The 24,151-nt window shown below is 50.3% G+C and carries 21 protein-coding genes, 1 tRNA gene and 1 riboswitch; of the genes, 12 read left to right on the top strand and 10 right to left on the bottom strand.

From position 1 onward, the window contains the following. Positions 1 to 160: 160 nt before the first annotated feature. Positions 161 to 269, bottom strand: a riboswitch (glycine riboswitch). Between the two features lie 123 nt (positions 270 to 392). The 6 genes from Q320_RS0105185 to Q320_RS20610 form a co-directional block, all read right to left on the bottom strand. Further along, complete coding sequence (locus Q320_RS0105185) at positions 393 to 1,463, bottom strand: alkene reductase (protein ID WP_027468130.1); 1,071 nt, start codon at positions 1,461 to 1,463, stop codon at positions 393 to 395. Positions 1,464 to 1,613: 150 nt separating this feature from the next. Beyond that, positions 1,614 to 2,891 carry a DUF445 domain-containing protein gene (locus Q320_RS0105180; RefSeq protein ID WP_027468129.1) on the bottom strand — a complete coding sequence of 426 codons (1,278 nt, stop codon included), beginning with the start codon at positions 2,889 to 2,891 and terminating at the stop codon, positions 1,614 to 1,616. A 250-nt stretch (positions 2,892 to 3,141) separates the two neighbouring features. Continuing rightward, the gene (gene dbpA, locus Q320_RS0105175; protein WP_027468128.1) at positions 3,142 to 4,533 is read right to left on the bottom strand and encodes an ATP-dependent RNA helicase DbpA; all 1,392 of its coding nucleotides are present in this window, start codon (positions 4,531 to 4,533) and stop codon (positions 3,142 to 3,144) included. A gap of 197 nt (positions 4,534 to 4,730) precedes the next feature. Next, a tRNA-Pro gene (locus tag Q320_RS0105170) sits at positions 4,731 to 4,807 on the bottom strand. Positions 4,808 to 5,075: 268 nt separating this feature from the next. Next, positions 5,076 to 6,695 carry an ABC transporter ATP-binding protein gene (locus Q320_RS0105165; protein ID WP_051534482.1) on the bottom strand — a complete coding sequence of 540 codons (1,620 nt, stop codon included), beginning with the start codon at positions 6,693 to 6,695 and terminating at the stop codon, positions 5,076 to 5,078. A 2-nt stretch (positions 6,696 to 6,697) separates the two neighbouring features. Beyond that, complete coding sequence (locus tag Q320_RS20610; RefSeq protein ID WP_027468126.1) at positions 6,698 to 7,888, bottom strand: GGDEF domain-containing protein; 1,191 nt, start codon at positions 7,886 to 7,888, stop codon at positions 6,698 to 6,700. A 126-nt stretch (positions 7,889 to 8,014) separates the two neighbouring features. Between Q320_RS20610 and Q320_RS18525 the strand changes: the two genes are divergently transcribed. Together Q320_RS18525 and argJ are read left to right on the top strand one after the other, a co-directional pair. Continuing rightward, the gene (locus tag Q320_RS18525; RefSeq protein WP_051534481.1) at positions 8,015 to 9,052 is read left to right on the top strand and encodes a serine/threonine protein kinase; all 1,038 of its coding nucleotides are present in this window, start codon (positions 8,015 to 8,017) and stop codon (positions 9,050 to 9,052) included. Between the two features lie 245 nt (positions 9,053 to 9,297). After that, the gene (argJ, locus tag Q320_RS0105150) at positions 9,298 to 10,527 is read left to right on the top strand and encodes a bifunctional glutamate N-acetyltransferase/amino-acid acetyltransferase ArgJ (RefSeq protein ID WP_027468125.1); all 1,230 of its coding nucleotides are present in this window, start codon (positions 9,298 to 9,300) and stop codon (positions 10,525 to 10,527) included. A gap of 76 nt (positions 10,528 to 10,603) precedes the next feature. Here argJ and Q320_RS0105145 read toward each other — a convergent pair whose 3' ends face one another. Next, complete coding sequence (locus tag Q320_RS0105145) at positions 10,604 to 11,038, bottom strand: hypothetical protein (protein WP_156938983.1); 435 nt, start codon at positions 11,036 to 11,038, stop codon at positions 10,604 to 10,606. A gap of 84 nt (positions 11,039 to 11,122) precedes the next feature. Between Q320_RS0105145 and Q320_RS0105140 the strand changes: the two genes are divergently transcribed. The 10 genes from Q320_RS0105140 to Q320_RS0105090 all read left to right on the top strand — a co-directional run bounded on the left by Q320_RS0105140 (position 11,123) and on the right by Q320_RS0105090 (position 21,918). Next, entirely contained in the window at positions 11,123 to 12,076 is a 954-nt protein-coding gene (locus tag Q320_RS0105140; RefSeq protein ID WP_027468123.1) for a Nudix family hydrolase, read from the top strand. 11 nt (positions 12,077 to 12,087) lie between these two features. After that, a complete protein-coding gene (locus tag Q320_RS20605; RefSeq protein ID WP_051534480.1) occupies positions 12,088 to 12,543 on the top strand; it encodes a hypothetical protein in 456 nt (151 codons plus the stop codon). A 65-nt stretch (positions 12,544 to 12,608) separates the two neighbouring features. Then, the gene (locus Q320_RS0105130; protein ID WP_027468122.1) at positions 12,609 to 13,085 is read left to right on the top strand and encodes a DUF4124 domain-containing protein; all 477 of its coding nucleotides are present in this window, start codon (positions 12,609 to 12,611) and stop codon (positions 13,083 to 13,085) included. Positions 13,086 to 13,222: 137 nt separating this feature from the next. Then, positions 13,223 to 14,545 carry a sodium-dependent transporter gene (locus Q320_RS0105125; protein ID WP_027468121.1) on the top strand — a complete coding sequence of 441 codons (1,323 nt, stop codon included), beginning with the start codon at positions 13,223 to 13,225 and terminating at the stop codon, positions 14,543 to 14,545. 60 nt (positions 14,546 to 14,605) lie between these two features. Next, the gene (gene tsaA, locus Q320_RS0105120; RefSeq protein ID WP_027468120.1) at positions 14,606 to 15,292 is read left to right on the top strand and encodes a tRNA (N6-threonylcarbamoyladenosine(37)-N6)-methyltransferase TrmO; all 687 of its coding nucleotides are present in this window, start codon (positions 14,606 to 14,608) and stop codon (positions 15,290 to 15,292) included. Then, positions 15,289 to 16,191, top strand: coding sequence for a patatin-like phospholipase family protein (locus tag Q320_RS18515; protein WP_035852338.1), 903 nt, complete (start codon positions 15,289 to 15,291; stop codon positions 16,189 to 16,191). The genes tsaA and Q320_RS18515 overlap by 4 nt, the downstream gene beginning before the upstream one ends. Before the next feature lie 24 nt (positions 16,192 to 16,215). Continuing rightward, complete coding sequence (locus tag Q320_RS0105110; protein WP_051534479.1) at positions 16,216 to 16,704, top strand: YaiI/YqxD family protein; 489 nt, start codon at positions 16,216 to 16,218, stop codon at positions 16,702 to 16,704. A gap of 110 nt (positions 16,705 to 16,814) precedes the next feature. Then, complete coding sequence (locus Q320_RS0105100) at positions 16,815 to 17,324, top strand: DUF1993 domain-containing protein (RefSeq protein WP_027468118.1); 510 nt, start codon at positions 16,815 to 16,817, stop codon at positions 17,322 to 17,324. 303 nt (positions 17,325 to 17,627) lie between these two features. Beyond that, entirely contained in the window at positions 17,628 to 19,649 is a 2,022-nt protein-coding gene (gene recG, locus Q320_RS0105095) for an ATP-dependent DNA helicase RecG (RefSeq protein WP_027468117.1), read from the top strand. 124 nt (positions 19,650 to 19,773) lie between these two features. Continuing rightward, a complete protein-coding gene (locus tag Q320_RS0105090) occupies positions 19,774 to 21,918 on the top strand; it encodes an ATP-binding protein (protein WP_027468116.1) in 2,145 nt (714 codons plus the stop codon). On the opposite strand, the gene msrQ is transcribed toward Q320_RS0105090, so the two are convergent. The 3 genes from msrQ to Q320_RS0105075 all read right to left on the bottom strand — a co-directional run bounded on the left by msrQ (position 21,915) and on the right by Q320_RS0105075 (position 23,981). Beyond that, positions 21,915 to 22,553: a protein-methionine-sulfoxide reductase heme-binding subunit MsrQ gene (gene msrQ / locus Q320_RS0105085; protein ID WP_084282367.1), complete on the bottom strand. Its 639-nt coding sequence runs from the start codon at positions 22,551 to 22,553 to the stop codon at positions 21,915 to 21,917. The two genes, Q320_RS0105090 and msrQ, sit on opposite strands and share 4 nt — an antisense overlap. A gap of 12 nt (positions 22,554 to 22,565) precedes the next feature. Further along, entirely contained in the window at positions 22,566 to 23,480 is a 915-nt protein-coding gene (msrP, locus tag Q320_RS0105080; RefSeq protein WP_027468114.1) for a protein-methionine-sulfoxide reductase catalytic subunit MsrP, read from the bottom strand. Positions 23,481 to 23,672: 192 nt separating this feature from the next. After that, the gene (locus Q320_RS0105075; protein WP_027468113.1) at positions 23,673 to 23,981 is read right to left on the bottom strand and encodes a c-type cytochrome; all 309 of its coding nucleotides are present in this window, start codon (positions 23,979 to 23,981) and stop codon (positions 23,673 to 23,675) included. Between the last annotated feature and the right edge of the window lie 170 nt (positions 23,982 to 24,151).

Raw genomic sequence — 24,151 nt, 5'->3', positions numbered from 1 at the left:
GCTACTTTTACAGTGCGTTCTAACGACCGCTGGCATAACGCCTAGCGGGCAACACCCCTCTGTCCTGACACCTGAGATTTTCCAATCACACTGTGATTGTTGAGCCCTTCGGTGGATGCTGCGGGCGTTTGATTCGCCGAGCACCGCTCTCCAGAGATTTACTACCTGAGCAGTCCATTGACCTGAGCGATTTGCGGGTGCATTTGCGCCTTCGGTGGTGATTTCAATCAACAAAATTGGTAAAAATCACACTCTCCTGCGTACGAGCGGGATTATCGGGGGAAGTGGGCAGAATGGCAAGTCGCGCTGCACGCTTTTTTGCCTGAATGGCATTCAATAAGCCAAAAAAAATGCCGCTCCGTGGAATGGCATTTTGTAATCTGTTAGGTTTTTTACGCAGCAGCAGGATAATCGCTATAACCAACAGGTCCTGGCGTATAAAAGGTATTGGCATCGGGTTCAGCCAAAGCCAAGCTTTGCTGCATGCGGCGCGGCAAATCAGGATTGCTGATAAATGGACGACCAAACGCGACTAAATCAGCCTTCCCCGCTTGCAATATCGCTTCTGCGCTCGCCGCCTCCAGACCACCTGACGCAATAAACAAGCCTTTAAATGCCGCGCGTAAATGCGCTTTAAACACTGCAGGCACTTCGGGCGCGCCCATTGCGGAATGATCAACTAAATGCAAATACACCAAACCGATTTCAGATAGGCCTTTCGCCAATTCGATGTATTGCTCTGCAACACCGTCAAATTCGCCCGTACCATTAAATACCCCGTATGGCGAGACACGAATACCGACTTTATCCGCACCAATGGCTGCCACGCAGGCACGTGCGGTTTCTAATACCAGTCGGTTACGCGCTGCAGCACTGCCGCCGTAGCCATCAATTCGGGTATTAATATTCGCGTTTAAAAACTGCTCCAGCAAATAACCATTCGCCGCGTGCAATTCAATCCCATCAAAACCTGCTTCAATCGCCAATTTAGCGGCAGACACATATTCGGCAATCACCGCAGGAATTTCAGCCTCAGTCAACGCGTGCGGGGTTGCGTGCGGCTGCATGCCTGCTACATCAGTGTACATTTCGCCTTCTAGCACCTCATCCGTCGGACCAACCGTACGCGCGCCAGCAGGCAAATTAGCCGTACCCGTTACGCGGCCGCAATGCATCAATTGAATAAATATTTTCGCGCCACCGCGATGCGCAACATCGGTGCTTAATTTCCAGCCCGCAACGTGCTCGGCATTAAACAAACCCGGAATCCGCGCATAGCCCAAACCATCAGGCGACGGTGAAGTGCCTTCAGTAATAATTAAACCCGCGCTCGCACGCTGGCCGTAATAATCGGCCATGATGCTATTTGGGATGTTATCAATCGCACGACTACGCGTCAGCGGAGCCATCACGATACGATTTTGCAAGGCCAAACGGGGGTGTTTTAAAGGCTCAAATAGCATGCGTGCATCTCCAGCGAAGTTTAAAAAAAGGCTTGGACAAGCGCCGATTTAACTCTTGCTCAACGCAGCCAGACTTTATTTAAATGGAGACACTTAACAAGATAACAATCTGCTGGCGTGAATTAATCCCAGCTATTTGGCACTATAAACTTAAGCCAATAACTGATGAAATCCATACAAAACAACACCAATCAAGCCACCCACTAGCGTGCCATTCAACCGTACAAATTGCAGGTCAACGCCGACATTCACTTCCAGCCGCTCGACCATCACTTCATCGTCCCACGCTTTCAGTTGTTCGGCGATAAATTGGCCGATTTGGCGGCGATATTTTTTGACCAATAGCCCCGCCGCGACGCGGGCATGGCGGTTGAGCCAATCGGCAAGCACACTATCCAGCGCCAAGCGTTGCCCTAAATGCTGCAAGCTTTGCGCGAGTTTTTGCCGCAATACTGAATCTGGCGCGATTAAATCTTCGGCCAAACCTGTCACAATCCGCGCCCACATGCTATCGAGTGCATTGAGTAAACTCGGTTGCGCCAGCAAATGCTGCTGTGTGGTTTTGAGCTGCTGTTGCAAGGCCGGATCATTGAGCAAGCGCTGCTGCAAATCGGCCAAAGCCACGTCAAAATGCGCGCGCAGCGGATGATCGGCACTTTCGCGCATTTGCTGCACTTCGCGCCCTGCTGCGTGAACCAATTTCTTCGCCATATAGCGCCCACCGGCTTCATCCAGCGACACCCAGCGCAGATAATCAAACTCGGCGGCAATAATGCTGGCGATGTGCTGCTGCAGCGCCGGTTTTTGCAATTCACTATCCAAATGCGCCAACACCGCATCGAGCAAAGCCTGATGCTGACCACTTTGCCGAATCACCGCCAAAATCTCACCCGCTGGTTTGACCAGATCAATTTGACTCAGCTGGAAGCGCAACAACTCACGCAAACGATGCGCCATCGCTGGTTCGCTCAGGCTTTGCAGCACGAATTGCATTAGTTTGGCGACTTGATCGGCAGTCGCTTTAGCGTTGAGCGCGTCTTGCAACCATGCCGCCAAGCGCCGTGCCGGATTAAATTCGCTCACTTTGGCCATAATCCGCTCGCTGGACAAGAAGTGAGTTTCAATAAACTCACCGAGGCTATCGGCGATGCGAGCTTTGTTTTTCGGGATAATGGCAGTGTGCGGGATCGGTAGATTGAGCGGATGGCGAAATAGCGCGGTGACAGCAAACCAGTCGGCCAAACCACCGACCAGCGCCGCCTCGGCAAATGCGGCGACATAGCCCCACGCTGGATTTGTGCTGCGAAAATATTCGGCAACCAGCATCAGTAGCAAGGCGGCAACCAGCAAGGCGGTGGCGCGGCGCTTGTGAAATTGCAAGCGCTGTAGCTTTAAATCGTAAGGACGGAGTGGCGAGTTGCTTGACATTGCTTATCCTCAACACCAAATCACAATCTAGATAGGTATATGACTACAGGCATTTACCATAAAGATCTAGCGTCATATACATCCACAACAAAGGCTTAGTCCACGAAAGGCACGAAAAAAACCAAATCAAAATGAGTTGAATTCAATACCGCAACGCACTTCAGGCGGCTACACCAACTTATTTTTTACCATTGTTCGTGCTTTTCGGCCTTGTTCGTGCCTTTCGTGATCCCAAAGCTTTTGCCGTAGATTAATCGACTTTTTGTACTTTAACGGGCTTGCCTTTGAGCTTGCCTTTGTCGTTGCCTAAACGCTTTAATACTTGCGCGGCGTATTGCAGTTCCACGGCGACGTAGGTTCTAAATTCAAACAAATCAATTTTACCAATCGCTTCATTCGGAATCGCACCGTCCCCCGTCAACGCGCCAACGATATCGCCTGGACGCACCTTTTGTTTGCGGCCGGCATCAAAGCACAAAGTCGCCATTTTGGCCGGCAGCGCGTATGCGCCGTTCACTTTGAGCTCAGACTCTTTGCCTTCTGGAATCGGTAATTCTAAATATTCTTCAATCGCACGTTGGCGCTTCACTTGCGATGGCGACACCAGACTAAACGCCAGACCTTTTTTACCCGCACGGCCAGTACGGCCAATGCGATGTACGTAAATTTCTGGATCATAAGGCAATTCGTAATTCACCACCGCGGCCAAATCTTTAATATCCAAGCCGCGCGCGGCCATATCGGTGGCGACCAAAATCGGGCAACTGCCATTTGCAAATTTCACCAAGGTTAAATCGCGATCACGCTGCTCGAGTTCACCGTGCAATTCAATCGCATCAAAACCGTCGTCCTGCAAGCTGCTCGCCAAATCCATGCAATCTTGCCGCGTATTACAAAACACGACGCTCGATGCCGGTTGATGATGCGCAAACAGACGTTTGAGCAAATCAGGTTTCGCGCCGTTATCAGCAACGAGATAGAGCTGTTGCTCGATGAAGACTTGATCGTGCAAAGATTCAACAGTGACTTCAGTTGGCGAGCGCTGAATTGATGCGGATAATTTACGGATGCCTTCTGGGTAAGTCGCCGAAAAGAGCAGCGTTTGACGCCATTTTGGCAAGAAATCGATGACGTCTTGCACTTCGCCGCCAAAACCCATATCCAGCATTCGGTCGGCTTCGTCCAGCACCAAAGTGCTGACTTGCTTCACGATCAGCGTATTTTTATGCAAATGATCCTGAATTCGCCCCGGCGTACCGACGACGACATGCGCGCCATGCGCAAGCGATGCCGCTTGCGGGGTTAAGGGCGTGCCGCCGCACAAAGTCAGAATTTTTAAATTGGGTAAATGGCGACCCAAACGGCGCAAATCTTTACTGACCTGATCAGCCAGTTCGCGCGTTGGGCACAGCACCAGCGCTTGTACGCGGTGCAGATTAATATTGAGTTTTTGCAGGAGCGGAATACCAAACGCTGCGGTTTTGCCGCTACCGGTTTTGGCTTTGGCAATAATATCGCCGCCTTCGAGCACAATCGGCAGGCTGGCCGCTTGAATCGGCGTCATCGCCTCAAAACCCAAGGAGGCCAAATTATCGAGCATCTCAATGGGTAAATTTAAAGCGGAAAACGGCGTTTTAGTCATAGCAAATCCAATAAGTATAGAAAGCAAGCCTATCGCTCGGCGGAATCAGTATCAGCGGCGAACAAGCATAGCAAATCGATTAAGCTGAGCTTAAATCAATCCATTGCACTACAAGCATTCTAAGGGATTTACTACGAAAACTGCGATTTAGATTGGTAATGCAGAGGTGAAACTGAGATGAGGCAAAGCAAGAAGTCTGGTCGGGGCGGTGGGATTCGAACTCACGACCACCTGGTCCCAAACCAGGTGCGCTACCGGGCTGCGCTACGCCCCGAACAGAGCCCGAATAGTATAGACCACTGGGCTAAAGGTCAAGCTAAAGCTAGCAAAAAGCAGGGATCATCGGGCATCAAATTCAATAAACCGATGTTTTAAAAATGAAATAATTTCGCCGGCATCGCTTATATCGTGAGTGCATCCTTCATAAAAACCAAGCACTCAATCTCGCTTTAGCTTTCAAAAGTTCCTTTGCGAACGGCGTATGCGCGAAAATTTCATAATTAATACAAACGCAGACCACTTAAAGACACAGAAAAATTGACTCAAACACTCGCCGCTAACAATTGCTGCGTATAAGGATGCTGCGGCTCGTTTAACACCTGCTCAACTGGCCCTGTCTCTAGCATTTCACCGTGCTGCAACACCATGACGCGATGCGCCAAAGCCCGCACCACAGCTAGATCGTGGCTAATTAAAATATAGCTAATGCCAAATTTGGCCTGCAATTGCGCCAATAATTGCAACACTTGCTGCTGCACAGTGGCATCTAGCGCTGATGTAGGTTCGTCCAGAATAATGATTTTCGGCTGCATAATCAGCACGCGCGCAATCGCGATGCGCTGGCGCTGCCCCCCAGAAAATTCATGCGGATAACGCAGCAAAACATCCGCACTCAAGCCCACCTCACCCAGCACCGCAATCACGCGCTCGCGCTGCTCCGCTTTCGGCATTTTGGGCTGATGCACCAACAAACCTTCGCTAACAATATCCAAGATAGTTTGCCGAGGCGATAAAGCGGCAAACGGATCTTGAAATACGATTTGAATCTGCCGCCGCGCTTGGCGCAAAGCCGCACCGCGCAGCGAATCAAAAGCTTGATTGGAGACATGATTGTTTAGGAACACACTACCGCCGCTACGCCCTGCCGCCAGCAATCTCAGTAAAGCCAGCGCCAGCGTGGTTTTGCCACTGCCCGATTCGCCCACTACGGCCAACGTTTCACCGGCACTCAAAGTAAAATCTATCGGTGCCAATGCCGTTTGTAGGCTAGAGCGAAACCAGCTTTTGGCTTTGGGATAAGCGTGCGTTAATTGCTTCACTTGCAAGGCCACCGCCGCTGCCGCATCCAATGGCGCGGCGATCCGCCGTGGTCGCGCCGACAATAAGCTTTGCGTGTAGGCGTGCTGTGGCGAGGAAAATAACTGCGCAGTCGGTGCGACTTCAACGATTTCACCACGCTGCATCACCGCAACGCGATCGGCAAAACGGCGCACCAAATTTAAATCATGCGAAATAAACAGTAGCGCCATACCGTACTTGGCTTGCAACTCACTGAGCAAATCCAAAATCTGCGCTTGTATCGTTACATCGAGCGCCGTGGTGGGTTCATCAGCAATCAAAATTTCCGGCTCACCCGCCAAAGCCATTGCGATCATCACACGTTGGCGCTGACCGCCGGACAATTGATGAGGAAAAGCTTGTATCTTCTCAGTCGCATCATGAATACCCGTACTGAGTAATAGCTCACACGCCTTACCCTTCGCCACTGCTGCGCTATACCCTAGATGCAGAATTAAGACTTCCGCAATTTGCTGGCCCACCGTTTGCAAAGGATTAAGCGCCGTCATTGGCTCTTGAAAAATCATTGCAATCTTGCGGCCACGTATCGCACGTAGCGCCGGCAAAGGCAGTTGCAATAAATCTTGCCCTGCTAAGTTAATTTGCCCTTGGATCTGCACAGTATGATCGAGCCGCAAAATACTGCGCGCCAATACGCTTTTGCCCGAGCCTGATTCCCCCACCAAAGCCAGCTTTTCACCCGCTTGCAATGTCAAAGAAACATCGCGCACGACAGCTTGCGAGCCAAACTGAATCGACACATTGCGTATATCTAGCAATGGTATATCACTCAAAGAATTCGACACATTAGCCTCTAGGCTCATACCTAAGCACTCGATACATGAAATTGATTTCGCCCCGCCGATTTAGCTTGATACATCGCATCATCAGCATCACTCAACCACGCATCGGCGGTGGTTACGCCCACATGCCATTGCGCCACACCGATACTGCCGCCCAAAGGCATGCGTTGACCTTGAAATAGCAGCGGCTCAGCTAATTTTTGCAGAATTTTCTTTGCGACATTCTGTGCTTGCTCCACGCCAGCCAACTCATGCACGACGATGACAAATTCGTCCCCGCCCAAACGGCATACCAAATCGCCACGCCGCACCACCGATTTAAAACGTTGCCCGCATTCAATCAGCACCGCATCGCCCGCCGCATGGCCGTATTGATCGTTTACCGTTTTAAAGAAATCCAAATCAATTAAATACACCACCGAATGATGCGCCCGTGCAGGATTAGCCAACAGGCGCTGCAATTTATTCATTAAATTTAAGCGATTCGCCAATCCGGTTAAACCATCAGCCAAAGCCAAACGACGCATTTTCTCTGCGCGCAGCGCCATTTTTTCAGAATTTTTCCGTACATGCTGGCGAATCGCCCCCAGACGAAACTGCTGATTTTGCAGTCGCTGCGCGACCAAGGCCAATAAAATGCCTGCAATCGTCAACGCAAAAATCGCTGCAACTTGATCAAGCACGGGATGCACTGAAAACAAAATACTGAGTACCGCAAGAGAAATACAAAACCAGATTGCCAAAGCCAATTCTCGCGGCTTAAGTGGCAGTAACAACAACACCATCAGTTGCAAGACAAAGGGAACAATCAGGCCAACTGGCGAATAATTGGCCAAACCCAGCCACACGAACAAAATAATCGGCACAGCACCGACATTCAAACCCACCATCGTCAACATAAAACGCGGCTGAATATTCACCAGCTGCCATGCACATACAGCGAAAATCACTGCCAAAATCAGCGGACACCACAGAACCCACAGCGAGTTCACACCACTAAAATGCAACACACTGGGCATGAGCAAAGCCAATACGCATTGCAACATCGCCAGCGCTTGCATACGGCCACGCTGATCTTCCGCGACTCGCGCCTGATAGCGCGCCGCGCTTGAGCTAGCGGCTTGCGGAAAAATCGTCGAAAACGACGTCTCGCTCCCAGCCAGTAACGACGGCTCAGCTAAAAATTCTTTATGCTGCCAAAAACGCCATGACATCAGCGCCCTTTATCTGGTAATCATTGATTCTGGAATCATAAACGAATCTCGCCGCGACAATTCAAACAATCCGCAATTAAAAAATCCAAATCCGAGATCCCCATAAAAACGGCGTAAAATGCCGCAATGACACCTGCACCCTACTCCGCCCTGACGCCCGATCTGATTTTGGACGCGCTCGAATCGCTTGGCCTGCCTTGCTCCGGCCATTTACTCGCCCTCAATAGTTACGAAAATCGCGTGTATCAAATTGGTATCGATGACGGCGCGCCGATGATTGCCAAATTTTATCGCCCCGAACGTTGGTCGAACGCGGCGATTTTAGAAGAGCATGCGTTTACGCAAGATTTAGCCGAGCGTGAAATTCCGGTTGTCGCGCCGCTAACGATCAATGGTAAAACGCTGCATGAACAGAGCGGCTTTCGCTTTACCGTTTTCCCGCGTAAAGGTGGCCGAGCGCCGGAACTTGATCAAGCGCAAACGCGCGAATGGATAGGTCGGTTTTTAGGCCGGATTCATGCCGTTGGGCAACTCAGTGAATTTAAGCATAGAGCGCATTTGAATCTACAAACCTTCGGCCAAGATTCTCTCGATTTTTTATTGACCAACAACATCATTCCACTGGATTTAGCCGCGAGCTACCAGCAAGTCGCCGAGCAAGCCTTAGAGGGTATTGCCAGCTGCTACAATAGAGCTGGTGCGGTCAAGGCAATACGTCTACATGGCGACTGCCACCCAAGTAATATTTTATGGACCGATGACGGGCCGCACTTTGTCGATTTTGACGACGCCAGAACAGGCCCTGCGATTCAAGATTTGTGGATGCTACTGTCGGGAGATCGAAGCGAGCAGCAAAATCAACTCGCCGACATCCTCGCGGGCTATGAAGATTTTTGCGAGTTTGATCGCAAAGAATTGCATCTAATCGAAGCGCTGCGCACCTTGCGGCTGATGCATTACAGCGCATGGCTGGCACGGCGCTGGTCAGACCCAGCCTTTCCGGCGGCGTTTCCGTGGTTTAACACGTCGACGTATTGGCAAGACCGCATCGCCGAACTCAGAGAGCAAGTCGAAATCATGCACGAGCCACCGCTATGGAGTAATGAATCGACCGGCCATATCCGCATCGACGATGAAATCGACCCGCCGTATTGGGATATGTAATTCAAACATTAAAACCTGTAGTCCACGAAAGGCACGAAAAACACGAAAGAAAGCAAAATCGCCTCCAGATTAATAAATACTGGGAACTGCGTTTTCCAGACCTACTCGGGGATTTTTCATTCCTTTCGTGTTTTTCGTGGACTCCATAGCCGTTTGTCACAGAAGCACGCTTTCACTGACGTGTGCTGACACGCTACAATTGCCGCATCCTTTATAAATCCACTGACCCGCCACTTGGAGTTTTTATGCCCGTTAATCTCGCCCCTCTTGATCCCGCCTTGCTCTTTCCCGTTGCGGGCATTGAAATCGGTATCGCTTCTGCTGGCGTTAAAACCGTGGGTCGCAAAGACACAACGATTTTTAAAATTTCAGCCGGCGCACGCGTGGCAGGGGTATTTACTTTAAATCGATTTTGCGCTGCGCCGGTTAGACTTTGCCAAGAGTATCTAGCTGCAGACCAAGAAATCCGTGCGCTAGTGATTAATACTGGCAATGCCAATGCCGGAACAGGTTTGGATGGTTTAGCGCGTGCCGAGAAAATTTGCGCCGCGACCGCTGAGCAATTGGGTATTTCAAGCCAACAAGTATTGCCGTTTTCAACGGGCGTGATTTTAGAACCGCTGCCATTTGAAAAAATCATTGCCGCAATCCCCGCTGCGCAAGCTGATTTTTCGCCGAACAATTGGGCTGCCGCCGCCAATGCGATTATGACCACCGACATCGCGCCTAAAGCGACCAGCAAGCAAATCACCATCGGCGGCAAAACCGTAACGGTAACGGGCATTGCCAAAGGTTCGGGGATGATTCACCCGAATATGGCGACCATGCTGGGCTTTGTCGCGACCGATGCGGCGATCAGTCAAAGCTTGCTACAAGGCATGCTAAAAAATGTCACCGACGTGTCATTCAATAGCATTACCGTCGATGGCGACACCAGTACCAACGATAGCTATGTCGCGATTGCAACGGGACTGGCGGGCAATGCGGAAATCACCGTCGCCAATAGCGAAGATTACGCCTTACTCAAAGCGGCGTTTGAAGATGTGTCGCATTTCCTCGCGCAAGCGATTGTTCGCGACGGCGAAGGCGCAACCAAATTCATCACGATTAATGTCGAAGGCGGCGCTACATATGACGAATGCAAAGCGGTTGGTTACGCGATTGGCCGCTCACCGCTGGTGAAAACGGCGTTTTTTGCCTCTGATCCTAATCTGGGGCGCATCTTGGCGGCCATTGGTTACGCTGGCATTAGCGATTTGAATGTCGACAATATCGAAGTTCGTTTGGATGACGTGCTAGTCGCCATTAACGGTGGCCGCAATCCGGATTACCAAGAAAGCCAAGGCCAAGCGGTGATGAATCAAGCTGAAATCAGCATCAATATTAAGCTCAACCGTGGCGAACAAAAAGCCACGGTATGGACTTGCGATTTCTCCTACGACTACGTGAAAATCAACGCGGATTATCGTAGCTAATTGAACCCTGCAAAAAAAACCCGCAACGGCTTGGCCTTTGCGGGTTTTTTATTAATCGCGCTAAAACACTGCAAAACTAGGCCACGTTAATGGGCTCGGCCAAACGAATTACTTCACCGTTACTGGGCATTGCAATCAACTTTAAGCGCTCCAGATTGTGCGCCGTTAGCAGGCAAGGCTGAACATTAATCAAATATTCGGCAGCAGCTTCAAGTGGCATGCTTTTAACAAAATGGATTTTATCTGCAATATAAAATACGCGGGTTTGCTCACTGACTGCGCGTAAAAACTCGCTCAACAAACTGCGATTGGCTTCTCGCAGCAAGTACCACGCTTGATCCTGTACAATCAATACATTCAACATCGCGCCCCAATACAAGGGGCCAACTACTTTTTGCGGAGAAATCGCGATGATGGTGCATAAGGTTTCGGGCGCACAAGCGAGCGAGCACAACTGAGCCAACGTTCGCTCGTCACCCGCCAGCTGGATTTCGATAATTTCTTTTTGCACTTGGCCCCCAAAGTAAAACTTACAATACACCACTAAAATAATGGTGCAAAATTGTAAAACTTGCAAATTTAAAGCTAAACACGAATGAATACCAATTCCAAAAAAATCACCCGAGTTGCTGCTGGCGTACTGATCAATTCCGAAGGCCAGTTTTTATTGGGTAGCCGCCCTGCTGGCAAGCCTTATGCTGGCTACTGGGAATTCCCCGGTGGCAAACTTGAGCAAGGCGAAAGCGCGCATCAAGCGCTGTGCCGCGAACTCAATGAAGAAATGGGCATCACCGTCAATTGCGCCACACCATGGCTCACACAACGTTTTGATTATCCACACGCCAATGTCGAACTGCGTTTTTTCAAAGTGACTGAGTGGAGCGGCACTTTGCATGGGCATGAAGGCCAGCAACTGGCGTGGCAATCGGTCGGGCAACTCAATGTATCGCCGATTTTGCCTGCGAACGGTCCAATTTTACGTAGCCTAGCGCTTCCCACTCAGATTAACATTTCTAATGTTGCAGAATTAGGCATTGAACAATTCTTAACAAAACTTCACGAAAAATGGGCGCAAGACCCCAGCTGGCTACTACTGCGCGAACCACAGATGTCGCGAGCAGAATATGCGGCACTTGCCCAAGCAGTGCAGCAAATTCCTCGCCCGCTCGGCGGCAAGATTATCCTGCATCAGGATATTGAACTCGCCCGCCAGCTCAAAATAAATAGCATTCACCTCACCGCTCGCCAGCTCACCCAAGTCACCGAGCGCCCTTGCGATATGGATTGGGTCAGCGCCTCGACCCACAACCTGGCTGATTTGCAGCAGCTAGAGCGCCTAGGGCTCGACTTTGCATTTTTAGGCCATGTCAACGCAACACAAAGTCACCCAGACCAAGCGCCTTTGGGTTGGTCCGGCTTTGAGCAGCTCGTCAGCCACGGCTGGCGCTTCCCAGTTTTGGCCATCGGCGGGCAAAGCCCAGCCACGCTAGGCACAGCACAATCAAATGGCGCCCACGGCATCGCCGTGCTTCGTGCGGCTTGGGATTAGAGATCACTAGTATGAAACAATGGATTATTAAAATCGTCATCGGGCATATTGTTTTACTCAGCCTAGGATTTGGCTTTGTCGCTTATCAACTGGGCTGGTTCAAACAATGGATGACCGAAACCCCAACGCAAATCATTAACGTCAGTTGTGCGGATTTAAGCTTGGGCTGCACATTCAAAATTGATCAGCAAGAATATAAAATCAAGAGTCCGCACACGATCAGCACCAGCAAACCAGTGCAAATCCAGCTCACGGGGCCAGCAAAAAACATCAGCTTAAGCTGGCAAATGCTAGGAATGGACATGGCGAGTAATCGCTACAAGATGCTCGGCGATGATCAAAACATTTGGCATGCAGAAACCATGCTGCCGCTCTGTAGCCAGCAACGCCTAGACTGGATCCTGACGCTAAACATCGATCAAACCAAGGTTTTGCTGCAAACTCAATCGGCGGCGACGCATAATTGAGCAAGCACACTAGCAACTTGTAAGCTAAACTTGTGCCATCGAATCACTCATCGACGTGACACACAATGCGCCACTGCCTACTTTTGCTTTTACTGAGCCTCTCATTACCTAGCTTTGCAGCCAAGGTGTACCAATGGCGGGATGCAAGTGGCAATGTTTTTTACTCGGATCAACCGCCGCCAAGCGTTGCAGCGAAAGAACGCACCATCCGCCCTAACACCATCAATAATGCCAACGCCGCCAGCGCGCCAAGCAAAGAGGCCACCAAAAATACACCGCAAGTCGTGCTGTGGATCATGCCGCAGTGCGGCAGCCCTTGCGATGATGCCGTTGCGCTGCTCGATAGCCGCCAACTCAATTACGATGTCAAAACGGCGGATCCAGCCAAAGAAGCATCAATGATTGAGTTTTTTAGCCTTGTCGGCACACTACAGCAACGCCCCCCCGTACTGGTGATTGGCAAAGAAGTCATCAAAGAATGGAATAGTGCAGCGTGGCACGCCGCGATTAGCAAAGCCGGTTTTGCTCGACCAAATAAATAACACGTCACTTCAAGCCACCCGCACCACAAAAAGCCAACTATTACCAAGTCATATTCCTAAAACTAAGGAATTCCGCCACTTGTGGCCGCATCGAGAATCCGGAAAATAGATCGCCATCACAAAGATCAGGGTTCGCTATGTCGACACGCGCCAGTTGGGGTTCAAAATTAGGATTTATTCTTGCCGCATCCGGCTCGGCCGTCGGCCTAGGTGCAATCTGGAAATTCCCCTATGTGGCGGGTAAAAATGGTGGCGGCGTTTTCTTACTGGTTTATCTAGCCTGCGTACTCACCGTTGGCATTGCGATGGTATTGGCAGAAATGAGCATTGGTCACGCGGCCAAGAAATCCGCCACCACTGCTTATCGTCAACTCAAAGGCGGCCTCTGGCCTTGGGCTGGCCGCTTGTCAGTCTTGTGCATCTTCCTGATTTTATCGTTTTACTGCGTCGTCGGCGGCTGGAGCATGGCCTATTTATGGCGTGCCATTACGGGTGAAATCCTCACGCAAGACACCCAAGCGCTCAGCAATATGTTCAACGGCTTTATCAGCGATCCACTGCAAAGCATTGCCTACACCACTTTATTTCTAACTGCCACCGCGCTCATTGTGATGGGCGGCGTGCAAAAAGGCATTGAGCGCAGCAGCAAAATCCTTATGCCTGCGCTATTTATTTTGATGCTGATTATCATCGCTCGCGTATTAACACTACCGCACGCGATCGATGGCGTGATGTATTTTATTACGCCTGATTTTTCCAAAATTAATGGACCTATGCTCATCGAAGCCACGGGTTTGGCGATGTTTTCTCTGTCCATCGGCTGCGGCATTATGATTGCCTACGGCTCGTATGTTGATACTGAAACCCGCTTACCTGGCGCGACACTGTGGATTTCACTCCTCGCGGTACTGGCCTGCATTTTGGCCGGTTTAATGGTGCTACCCGCTGTATTTGCGTTTGGCATTGATCCATCGGCGGGCCCAGGTTTAACCTTTATTACGATGCCAGCCATTTTCTCGCAAATGCCCGCAGGTGCCGCCTTTGCTGTGGCGTTCTTCTTGCTACTCATTTTTGCCGCACTCACCTCATCGGTATCGCTACTTGAACCCATCGTCGCCTTTTTAATGGATGAATTTAATGTAGCGCGCCCAAAAGCCACTTACTTGATTTTTGCTGCCGTTTTTCTAATGAGCATTCCGGCGGCGCTCTCGTTTGGCCCACTCGCCGATTACAAACTGTTCGGCAAAAATCCATTCGATTTAATGGACTATGTCGCCTCCAACATTATGATGCCTGCAGGTGGCTTGCTAGCCGCACTATTTGTTGGCTGGTCAATTTGGCCGCGCATTCATCAAACGCTCAGCGCGCAAAACGCAGCGGCGATTTTACCGGCGTTTCGTGTAATTTGCGCCGTGATTGCACCTGTCGTGATTTTACTGGTCTGGGCCCACAATCTGTAACAGCCCGCCTTGCGGCGAGTGCGTTATGATGAGCCCTCGCCGCACAACTTATCTGATCTAGTGACCCCTCATCCGCATCTTATTCATCCGATTGGCTATATCAGCACGCCGTTTGCCGATAAATTTGGCATTCCGCGCCAGCCCAGTTTGGCACCCAACGCCATCGGTACACTCAAGCTGCTTTCGCCGTATAACCACGCCGATTGCGTGCGCGGCTTGGCAGATTTTTCGCACGTTTGGCTGAGTTTCATTTTTCACGAAGTCGCCGGACAATGGTCGCCTATGGTGAGACCACCCCGCCTGGGCGGCAATGAAAAAGTCGGCGTTTTTGCCAGCCGCAGCCCGTTTCGACCTAATTCGCTCGGCCTTTCTTTAGTCAAATTAGTCGACATCGACACTAAAAATGGCGTGACCTTACGTTTTTCAGGTGTTGATTTAGTCAATCAAACCCCCATTATTGACATCAAGCCTTATATCGCCTTTGTTGAAAGCCAAAGCGACGCCAAAAGCGGCTTTGTGCAAGGACAACCACCGCAATTGCAAGTCGAGTTTAGTGAACTCGCCTTAAATCAAATCAATCACGACCAGCACTTATACGATTTAATTAGCGAGGTATTAGCTCAAGACCCTCGCCCTGCCTACGCTAGCGACCCATACCGCACCTATGGGATTCGCCTTTACCATTTCGACATTAAGTGGCGTTGCGATGGCCAAACCGCCATTGCTCTCGCCGTGGAGCATCAATGAACGCCCCGCTTAGCATGAATTTTAAAATCAGCAGCCTGATTGTCGGCATCAGCCTACTAACTGCCTGCACGAGCAACCCACCCGCACCACCGACGCCCCCCTTCAAAGCCCCAGCCAAAGTTAAAGTCGGCCTTGCGCTCGGCGGCGGTGCAGCCAAAGGCTTTGCGCACATCGGCGTGATCAAAATGCTTGAAGCCAACGGCATCAAAATCGACGTCGTTGCTGGCACCAGCGCAGGTAGCGTCGTCGGCGCAATGTACGCCAGCGGCATGGACGCTTTTGCGCTGCAAGAACACGCGTTTAGCTTGGATGAAAGCCGAATCCGCGACGTTAACCTACTGGGCGGCGGGCTCGTGAAAGGACAAAAACTGCAAGATTACGTCAACCAATTGGTCGGCAACAAAGCGATGCAGCAGTTTCCCAAGCCCTTCGCCGCAGTGGCGACCGAGCTAGAAACGGGCAATCGCGTCGCATTTAGTCGCGGCAATACCGGCCAAGCAGTGCGCGCCTCCAGCAGTATTCCTGGCGTATTTATGCCGGTGATTATCGGCAATAAGAGCTTCGTCGACGGCGGCGTGGTCAGCCCCGTCCCGGTGGATGCCGCACGCGAATTGGGCGCAAATTTTGTCATTGCCGTGGATATTTCCAGCAAGGCCACCGGCGTTGCCGCCACCAGTACACTAGGCGTAATGAGCCAAGCCGTGGTGATCATGGGGCAAAAACTCGGCGAGCAAGAGCTAGCCCGCGCCGACATCGTCATTCGCCCCAAAGTCGGAAAAATCGGCGCTGCGGATTTTGATATGAAAAACATTGCGATTTTAGAAGGCGAAAAAGCGGCCTTGGCGATGCTGCCTTTAATTCGCCAAAAGATGGCCGAAAAAGCCAACACAAACAAATAAGCTAGGTATAGCAATAGAGGATTTATGGATCAATTGCTAGAAGCCAATACCCCAAGAAAACTACATTTATGGGTTGATGCCGATGCCTGCCCTGTTGTTATCAAAGACATGATGTTTCGTGCGGCGGATCGCCTGAACCTACCGCTGACGATGGTCGCCAATCAATTGATTCGCACACCACCGTCGCCGAATATTCGGGCGATTCAGGTGTCGCATGGTTTTGATGAAGCCGATCATTGGATTGTTGAGCAAGTTCAGCAAGGCGACCTGGTGATTACCGCCGATATTCCACTCGCCGCGCGCGTCATCGAAAAAAGCGCTTGGGCGCTCAATCCGCGTGGTGAGTTTTACAGTCCAGAAAATATTCGCGAGCGCTTAAATATGCGCGATTTTATGGAAGAACTGCGCGGCGCTGGACTGCAATCGGGCGGGCCTGCTGCGTTTAGCCAAGCTGATAAACAAGCTTTTGGCCAAGCGTTAGATCGTTTTCTTGCCAAAAATATCAAAAAATAATTCGATACACCCAGTACTTCTCGCAAATTTTCCGCGTGGCTGTGTTAAAACGAAGGCATCCTTTAACATCGCTAACACCATTCAATCCGCCAACTTCCCTAAGGAACACCATGTCAATTTCAATGTACAGCGCCTCAGTCCCTGTTTTCAAACAAATGCTTTTAGCGCTGGCTGATGTATTAGCCAAAGCCGAAGCGCACGCCACGGCCAACAACATCGACGCTGAAACACTGCTGCAAGCGCGCCTTGCTGCCGATATGTTCCCGCTGGTGCGCCAAGTGCAAATCGCCTGTGATTTCGCCAAAAGCGTTCCGGCGCGTTTAGCTGGCGTTGACGTGCCAACTTACGAAGACAGCGAACAAAATTTTGCTGAGTTACAAACTCGCATTGCCAACACTTTGGCGATTTTGAATGGCTTTACTGCTGAGCAAATCGACGGCAGCGAAGAACTTGAAGTGTTGCTGCGCCCGGGCACGCCAAAAGAGAAAAAACTCAATGGTCAAACCTATTTGCTCAGCTATGGCCTGCCGCAATTTTTCTTTCACATCACGACCAGCTACGCACTACTGCGCCATAACGGTGTAGAAATCGGCAAGCGTGATTTTATGGGTGCGTATTAAGTAGTAATGGGTATATCAATGTAAACCATATTAAAAAATGCCCAGACTGATATACCCGCTGATAAAAAACTCATCATACAGAATAAAAACAAACCCATTTGTCCACGAAAGGCACGAACAAAGGCAAACACCGACAAAAAGCTCCGTGCTTCATTGGGTTTCTTTCGTGTTTTTCGTGGACTCCGCTTTTGACCTTTTGTTTTTGACCTTGTCATAACGCAATGCACCGTGCATTTCGTGCCTACCTAGCCCAAACCCAACAAATACGTTACAGTAGCGCCAATAGAACGATTGTTCAAAGCCATGCAAATCAATCAACTCCCTCCCGCGCAGCAACAGCGCTTACTCAAACTGGGCATTAGCTCGGCGTTTGATTTAATTTTGCATTTACCGCTGCGTTACGAAGATGAAACGCATTTGTACACGATTGCTGACGCGCCATTCGGTAGCCCGGTCTTGGTTGAAGGTGAAGTACTGTCATGCGAAGTGAATTACAAACTACGCAAACAGCTCAATGCGCGCGTGAAAGATGCCAGTGGCTCGCTGGTCGTACGGTTAATGAATTTTTACCCCAGCCAAGCGCAGCAATTGGCGGTGGGTAAACGCGTTCGACTCTACGGCGACATCAAACACGGCTATTTTGGCACCGAGATGGTTCACCCGAAAATTCGCGTCGGTGGCGAAGTCAGCCTGCAAGAAGCACTCAGCCCGATTTACCCGACCACAGCGGGCATGTCGCAAGCGCAAATTGCAACCTTTATAGCCAAAGCACTGCGCAGCACGCCGCTGCCCGATACGCTGCCCGAATCCATCTTAGCGCCGCTCAATCTGCCCGATTTTGCCAGCAGCGTTCAATTGCTACACGCGCCGACGCCCGATATTCCGACCGTACTACTCACTGCCCGCACGCATCCAGCATGGCAACGACTTAAATTTGACGAGCTTTTAGCGCAGCAATTGTCGCTCCGCCTTGCCCGTGCAGTGCGCCGCGAAAAAACTGCGCCTAAAATCAAACCCGTCGGCCATTTGGCAGCACAACTGATTGCCAGCCTACCCTTTGGCCTGACTGGCGCGCAAAAACGCGTGCTGCTTGAAATAACCCGTGACTTGGCACAAAAACACCCGATGCAACGCTTACTGCAAGGCGATGTCGGCGCTGGCAAAACCATTATTGCAGCGGTTGCGGCCTGCCATGCGATTGAATCTGGCCTACAAGTGAGCATGCTCGCGCCGACCGAAATCTTAGCTGAGCAGCATTATCAAAAGCTAGTCAGTTGGCTCGCGCCGCTGGGTGTAAATGTGGTTTGGCTCACTGGCAGCTTAAAAGCCAAAGCCAAACGTGAAGCGATTGCCGCCGCCGCCGACGGCAGCGCGCAGCTCTTGGTCGGCACGCATGCGATTTTTCAAAGCAGCGTGGAGCTAAAAAATCTCGGCCTAGCGATTGTCGATGAACAGCACCGTTTTGGCGTCGCTCAGCGACTTGCCTTGCGCGAAAAAGGACAAAGCCCGCATCAATTGATGATGAGCGCCACGCCGATTCCACGCACCTTGGCGATGAGTTTTTATGCTGATTTGGATGTCAGTGTGATTGATGAATTACCACCGGGGCGCACGCCGATTGTCACCAAACTCATTTCGGACGCGCGCCGCGACGAAGTGATTGAGCGGATTGCGGCCAAAGTATTGGAAGGCCGGCAAGTGTATTGGGTGTGTCCGCTCATTGAAGAGTCCGATACTTTGCAACTACAAACCGCCGTCGATACACACGCACAGCTCGCCGAAGAGCTCGAAGGCATTGCCGTTGGCCTGCTGCATGGCCGCATGAAACCAGAAGAAAAAGCTGCGACAATGGCGGCATTTCAGCGCAATGAGATTCAAGTTTTGGTCGCCACCACGGTGATTGAAGTCGGCGTTGATGTGCCAAACGCCAGCTTGATGGTGATAGAACACGCCGAACGCATGGGCTTATCGCAACTGCATCAATTACGTGGCCGCGTTGGCCGTGGCGCGCATGCGAGTTTGTGCATTTTGCTGTACACGACGCCGCTGGGCGACACCGCCAAAGCGCGGCTCAAAGTGATTTATGAAAATACCGATGGCTTTGAGATCGCGCGGCAAGATTTACATATTCGCGGGCCGGGCGATTTGGCAGGCGTGAAGCAGTCCGGCGTACCGATGCTGCGCTTTGCTGATTTAGAAAATGATGCCGATTTGCTCGATGCCGCACGCGAAGTCGCTGAGCAGATTTTGCAGACGCAGCCCCAGCTGGCGCAGCCTCACTTAGACCGCTGGTTGCCGGGGCGCGAAAGCTTACTCAAAGTTTAGACAGCAGAAGATCTCAACTTGATATCATACAAGCAACAAACGAGCCGATACGGACGTAAGGCACTGCAAAGTAGTACCTAAACAGCATAGAATACGGTATCAATCGCTGCGCTGGCTCACCACCTTGTACAAATTCAAATTTCGCACCCTCTGTTTTACAGTCGTTGCCACCTTGCTCGGTGCTTTTGCGCTGATTTTGAGTTATGAATTCAAAGCACAAACGATCCTGTCTGAATTCAATACGCCACAGCAGCAAGAAAAGCTTAAAGCAGCGCGCTCAGCCAATAAAGAATACAGTTTCTTTGAACGAGCAATGCAAGAATACGAAGACAATCCCAGTACAGAAAATCGCGATCATGTTCATGCCAGTTTTAATGTATTTGCCAATCGGATTAATGAATATAAAAACGGCGCCTACCCTAGCCTCAGCGCAAGCAATCCTGCGTTTAGCAAACACCTTCCCCCAGTTTCACTTTGGATTGAAAAAACCCAAACGACCTTAAACGAGCTCTCGCCTACCAATCTAGAAAAGATAAAAGACTCGGCAGATAGGATGTCACCGCATTTGCGCCAAGTCGTGAATGCATTAGATAGTCGATACACGCAAATCTTGGATGCCAAAAAAACCAAAGTCATGGAGCTGCTGAAATATCGCACGGTGCTCAATGTTATTTTACTGGGCGCGATGCTGATTTTTTCAGTCATTACACTACGTACGCTGTGGCGTAATCAGCAAACACTGCTGCAACTCAAAGAAGCAGAGCAAAAAGCGCAAGCCGCCAATACCGCTAAAAGTCATTTTCTCGCATCAATCAGTCATGAGATGCGAACACCGTTAACGACCATTTTGGGCTACGCCGAACTAACCCAGAAAATGGCCAATTTGCCCACCACCGAGCAGCAATACTTGAATCACATTATTCAAGCCAGTCATCACTTGCAAACCTTGCTCGGCAACGTCTTAGACATGAGTAAAATTGAAGCAGGACACTTTTCACTCAATGAAGTGGTGCTAGATACACAATCGTTCGTCAATGAACTCAAAGCGATTTTCAGCCCCCTAGCCGAGAAAAAAGGATTACGGCTAGAGATTCAAACCAGCACCGATTTACCCGCAGCGCTCTTGCTCGATGCCGGAAAATGGCGGCAAATCTTATTAAACCTACTTTCGAATGCGATTAAATTTTCTGAGTCCGGCGCAATTCACTGTCAGCTATCTAGTACCGTGCAGCGCACAGGGCTAATTGAACTCAAAGCAACCGTCAGCGACCAAGGCCTTGGAATCAGCCCAAGTGAAACACCTTTGGTTTTTAAGCCATTTGAACAAACGGAAAGCGGTCTATTCAAAGGTGGCACTGGCCTAGGGCTGGCGATTAGCAAAGAATTCGCCGTTAAAATGGGCGGAGATCTCACTTTTGTAAGCCAGCTCAATGTGGGAAGTACCTTTACCGCCACCGTGCAAGCGGAAACGCAAACCCTTAGCGCGAACAAAAATGCAGTCGGCTCACCCTTAAGCGGCTTAGTGATTTTGCTGGTCGAAGATCAAGAAGTGAATCGCGATTTAATGCGGCAAATTTTAACTGATGCACAAGCGAGCGTCTTTGAAGCGGCCAACGGCAAAGAAGCCCTTACCGTGCTGGCACAAAACCCAAGCATTAATACAGTGCTGATCGATCGCAATATGCCCGAACTCGATGGGATTGCCACAATTGAAGCGATGCGCCAGCAAGGTTATTTTCTACCCACTTTGATGGTGAGTGCTGGTCTGCAACCGAGCCCCGCCGAAGTCCAGCGCATTGGTTTAAACGGCTGGCTAGGCAAGCCTTTCACCGCCAATGGCTTACTCGAAGCGGTAGCACACATTGCACTACCCGCAGAAAGCCACTACCACAACAACCCTCATTTAAGCCCGAATGACGAGTTGGAAAATTCGCTGTATTTCAATCCAGAAGCGCCCAACCGGCTAGGCTTTAACCCGAAGCGTTTTGCTGCCCTAAGCCAAAAAGGATTAAATCGAATCGATGAGATTTTGCAGCAGTTGACGAATAATACCGACCCCGATGAATGCTGCCGTTTAGCACACAGTGGCAAAGGCATTGCACTGCAAATTGGCGCAGATCGCGTAGCGCAATTGTTAGAGCAAATTGAGTTTGCCCAAGGGGAATTTCAAGCCGAGCAACTGATTGAGCTCAGCCTCGAAATGCGACTTACTCACCTCGCAGTGGGTGAGTACAGCCAGCAATCGCAATACCTGCCACCGACGATTTAATGAGCGCGAAAGTGACGCAGCACGCGCCAGCCGAGCAAAATCACTAGCACAGCAGCATAAATCAACGGTTGGGTTAAATCCTTTTTCACCAACCAGATGTAATGAATCACCGCCAGCGGCGCAATCAAGTAAATCAAACGATGCAAACGCCCCCAGTTGCGCTTTAATCGCCGCATCCAGCCGTTCGTTGACGTTACTGCCAATGGAATCAATAGCACAAATGTCGCAAAACCTAGTGTAATAAAGGGGCGTTTGATAATGTCTTTTAAAATCGCTGAAAAATCAAAAAACTGATCCAGCCAAATGTAGGTCGTGAAATGCAGTAGCGCGTAAAAAAACGCAAACAAGCCCAACATCCGGCGAAATTGAATTAAGCGACTCCAACCGGTGATTTGCCGCAGCGGCGTAATACTCAAAGTCACCAGCAAGCCCACCAAAGCCCACGTCCCTGTTGATCGCGTGATAAATTCAATCGGATTCACCGCCTCGCTAAACAGCAACCCTGCGCGCAACAAGGGAATCAAACACACACAGAACAGCAAAGGCTTGAGTAACTTGCTCGCGTTGTTTCTAATCCCAGCCACAAACCGACTACTAGGTATTGGACTAGAAGCCACGTTTTCATTTGCCTGCATTTAAATACCCACCTAGAAAAATTTACGTAAATCCATGCCCTTGTACAAGCCAGCCACTTGCTCACCGTAGCCATTAAACGGCAAAGTCGGGCGTTTTAAAATATCGCCGATACGCCGCTCTTTGGCTTGGCTCCAGCGCGGGTGATCCACACTAGGATTCACATTCGAGTAAAAACCATATTCATTCGGTGCGCTCAAATTCCAGCTGGTTGCAGGCTGAGTTTCTTGCAGACGGATTTTGACAATTGATTTGATACTTTTAAATCCATATTTCCACGGCACAACCAAACGCACTGGCGCGCCATTTTGATTGGGTAAGACCTCACCATACAAGCCAACAGCCAGAATGGTGAGCGGATGCATTGCTTCATCGATGCGCAAACCTTCGCGGTAAGGCCATTCCAACACACGGCTCTGCTGTCCCGGCATTTGCTTGGGGTCTTTCAACGTTTCAAACGACACAAATTTGGCTTTAGACGTAGGCTCCACTTGCTTGAGTAAACTCGCCAAAGGAATACCCACCCAAGGTATCACCATGGACCACCCTTCCACACAGCGCAGGCGGTAAATACGTTCCTCTAAAGCGGCGACCTTCAGTAAATCATCAATGCTATACGTACGCGCTTTGCCCGCCTCGCCTTCGACGACAATCGTCCATGGCCGTGTTTTCAAAGCGCCCGCATTTTCAGCCGGATCACTTTTATCCGTACCAAATTCATAATAATTATTGTAAGTAGTGATTTCTTTTAGGCTATTGGGCGAGTCCTTGGTCGATAAAGGACTGGGATTCCCTTTTAGCGCCGCAGCCGCTTCACCTGCCAACAGCAAAGAACCCGCTGCGCCAGCCATAAACTCACGGCGATTTAAAAACACGGATTTAGGCGTGATTTCGGACGGTAAAATATCACTAGGGCGGCGGGTAAGCATTTGAATCTCCAGATTTTATTAGCACGATCTTTGGCTCGGCATCACCCCATCGTACAAGGATCGCCACCTTTCACCACTGCGGAAACTAACTAGATATATCCTTGTAGTCGTAGTTCAAATGCAAATCTGACATTCAGACATAAAAAAACCGCAAAGCCTGCGCTTTACGGTTTGATTGAGCGATGGTAACGCTTACTTTTGCACCAAAATCCATGCCGCCATTTGTTTCGCTTCAGCCTGCGTTACCGCATTCGGTGGCATCGGCACTGCGCCCCACACGCCCGAGCCGCCCTTTTGAATCTTCGCTGCCAACAAAGTCACTGCGTCTTTATTGCCTTTATACTTGGCCGCGACATCTTTATACGCAGGCCCAACAATTTTTCTGTCCACCGCATGACAGGCCATACAATTTTTGGCTTTTAGCAAATCATCCATCGGCGCAGCAGTTGCAGCCGCACTCAACACATATCCAGCAGCGATCAAACAGGCAAAAACTTTCATCGTTCGTACTCCAAACACTAAGAAAATAAATCAATTACTTTACAGAATGGCACAATTTCAAAGACTCAAACACTGAGAAGCATCAAACCCACGTGATTCTGTTAAAAAATCACGCTCAACAGCCAAATAAAGCGCGACAATACAGCTTACGCAAGCAAACGAGCCTAGCA

The sequence above is a fragment of the Deefgea rivuli DSM 18356 genome (genome assembly GCF_000620145.1).
Classification (GTDB): domain Bacteria; phylum Pseudomonadota; class Gammaproteobacteria; order Burkholderiales; family Chitinibacteraceae; genus Deefgea; species Deefgea rivuli.
The sequence above is the reverse complement of the archived record's forward strand: the minus strand, read 5'-3'. Positions and strand labels throughout refer to the sequence as shown.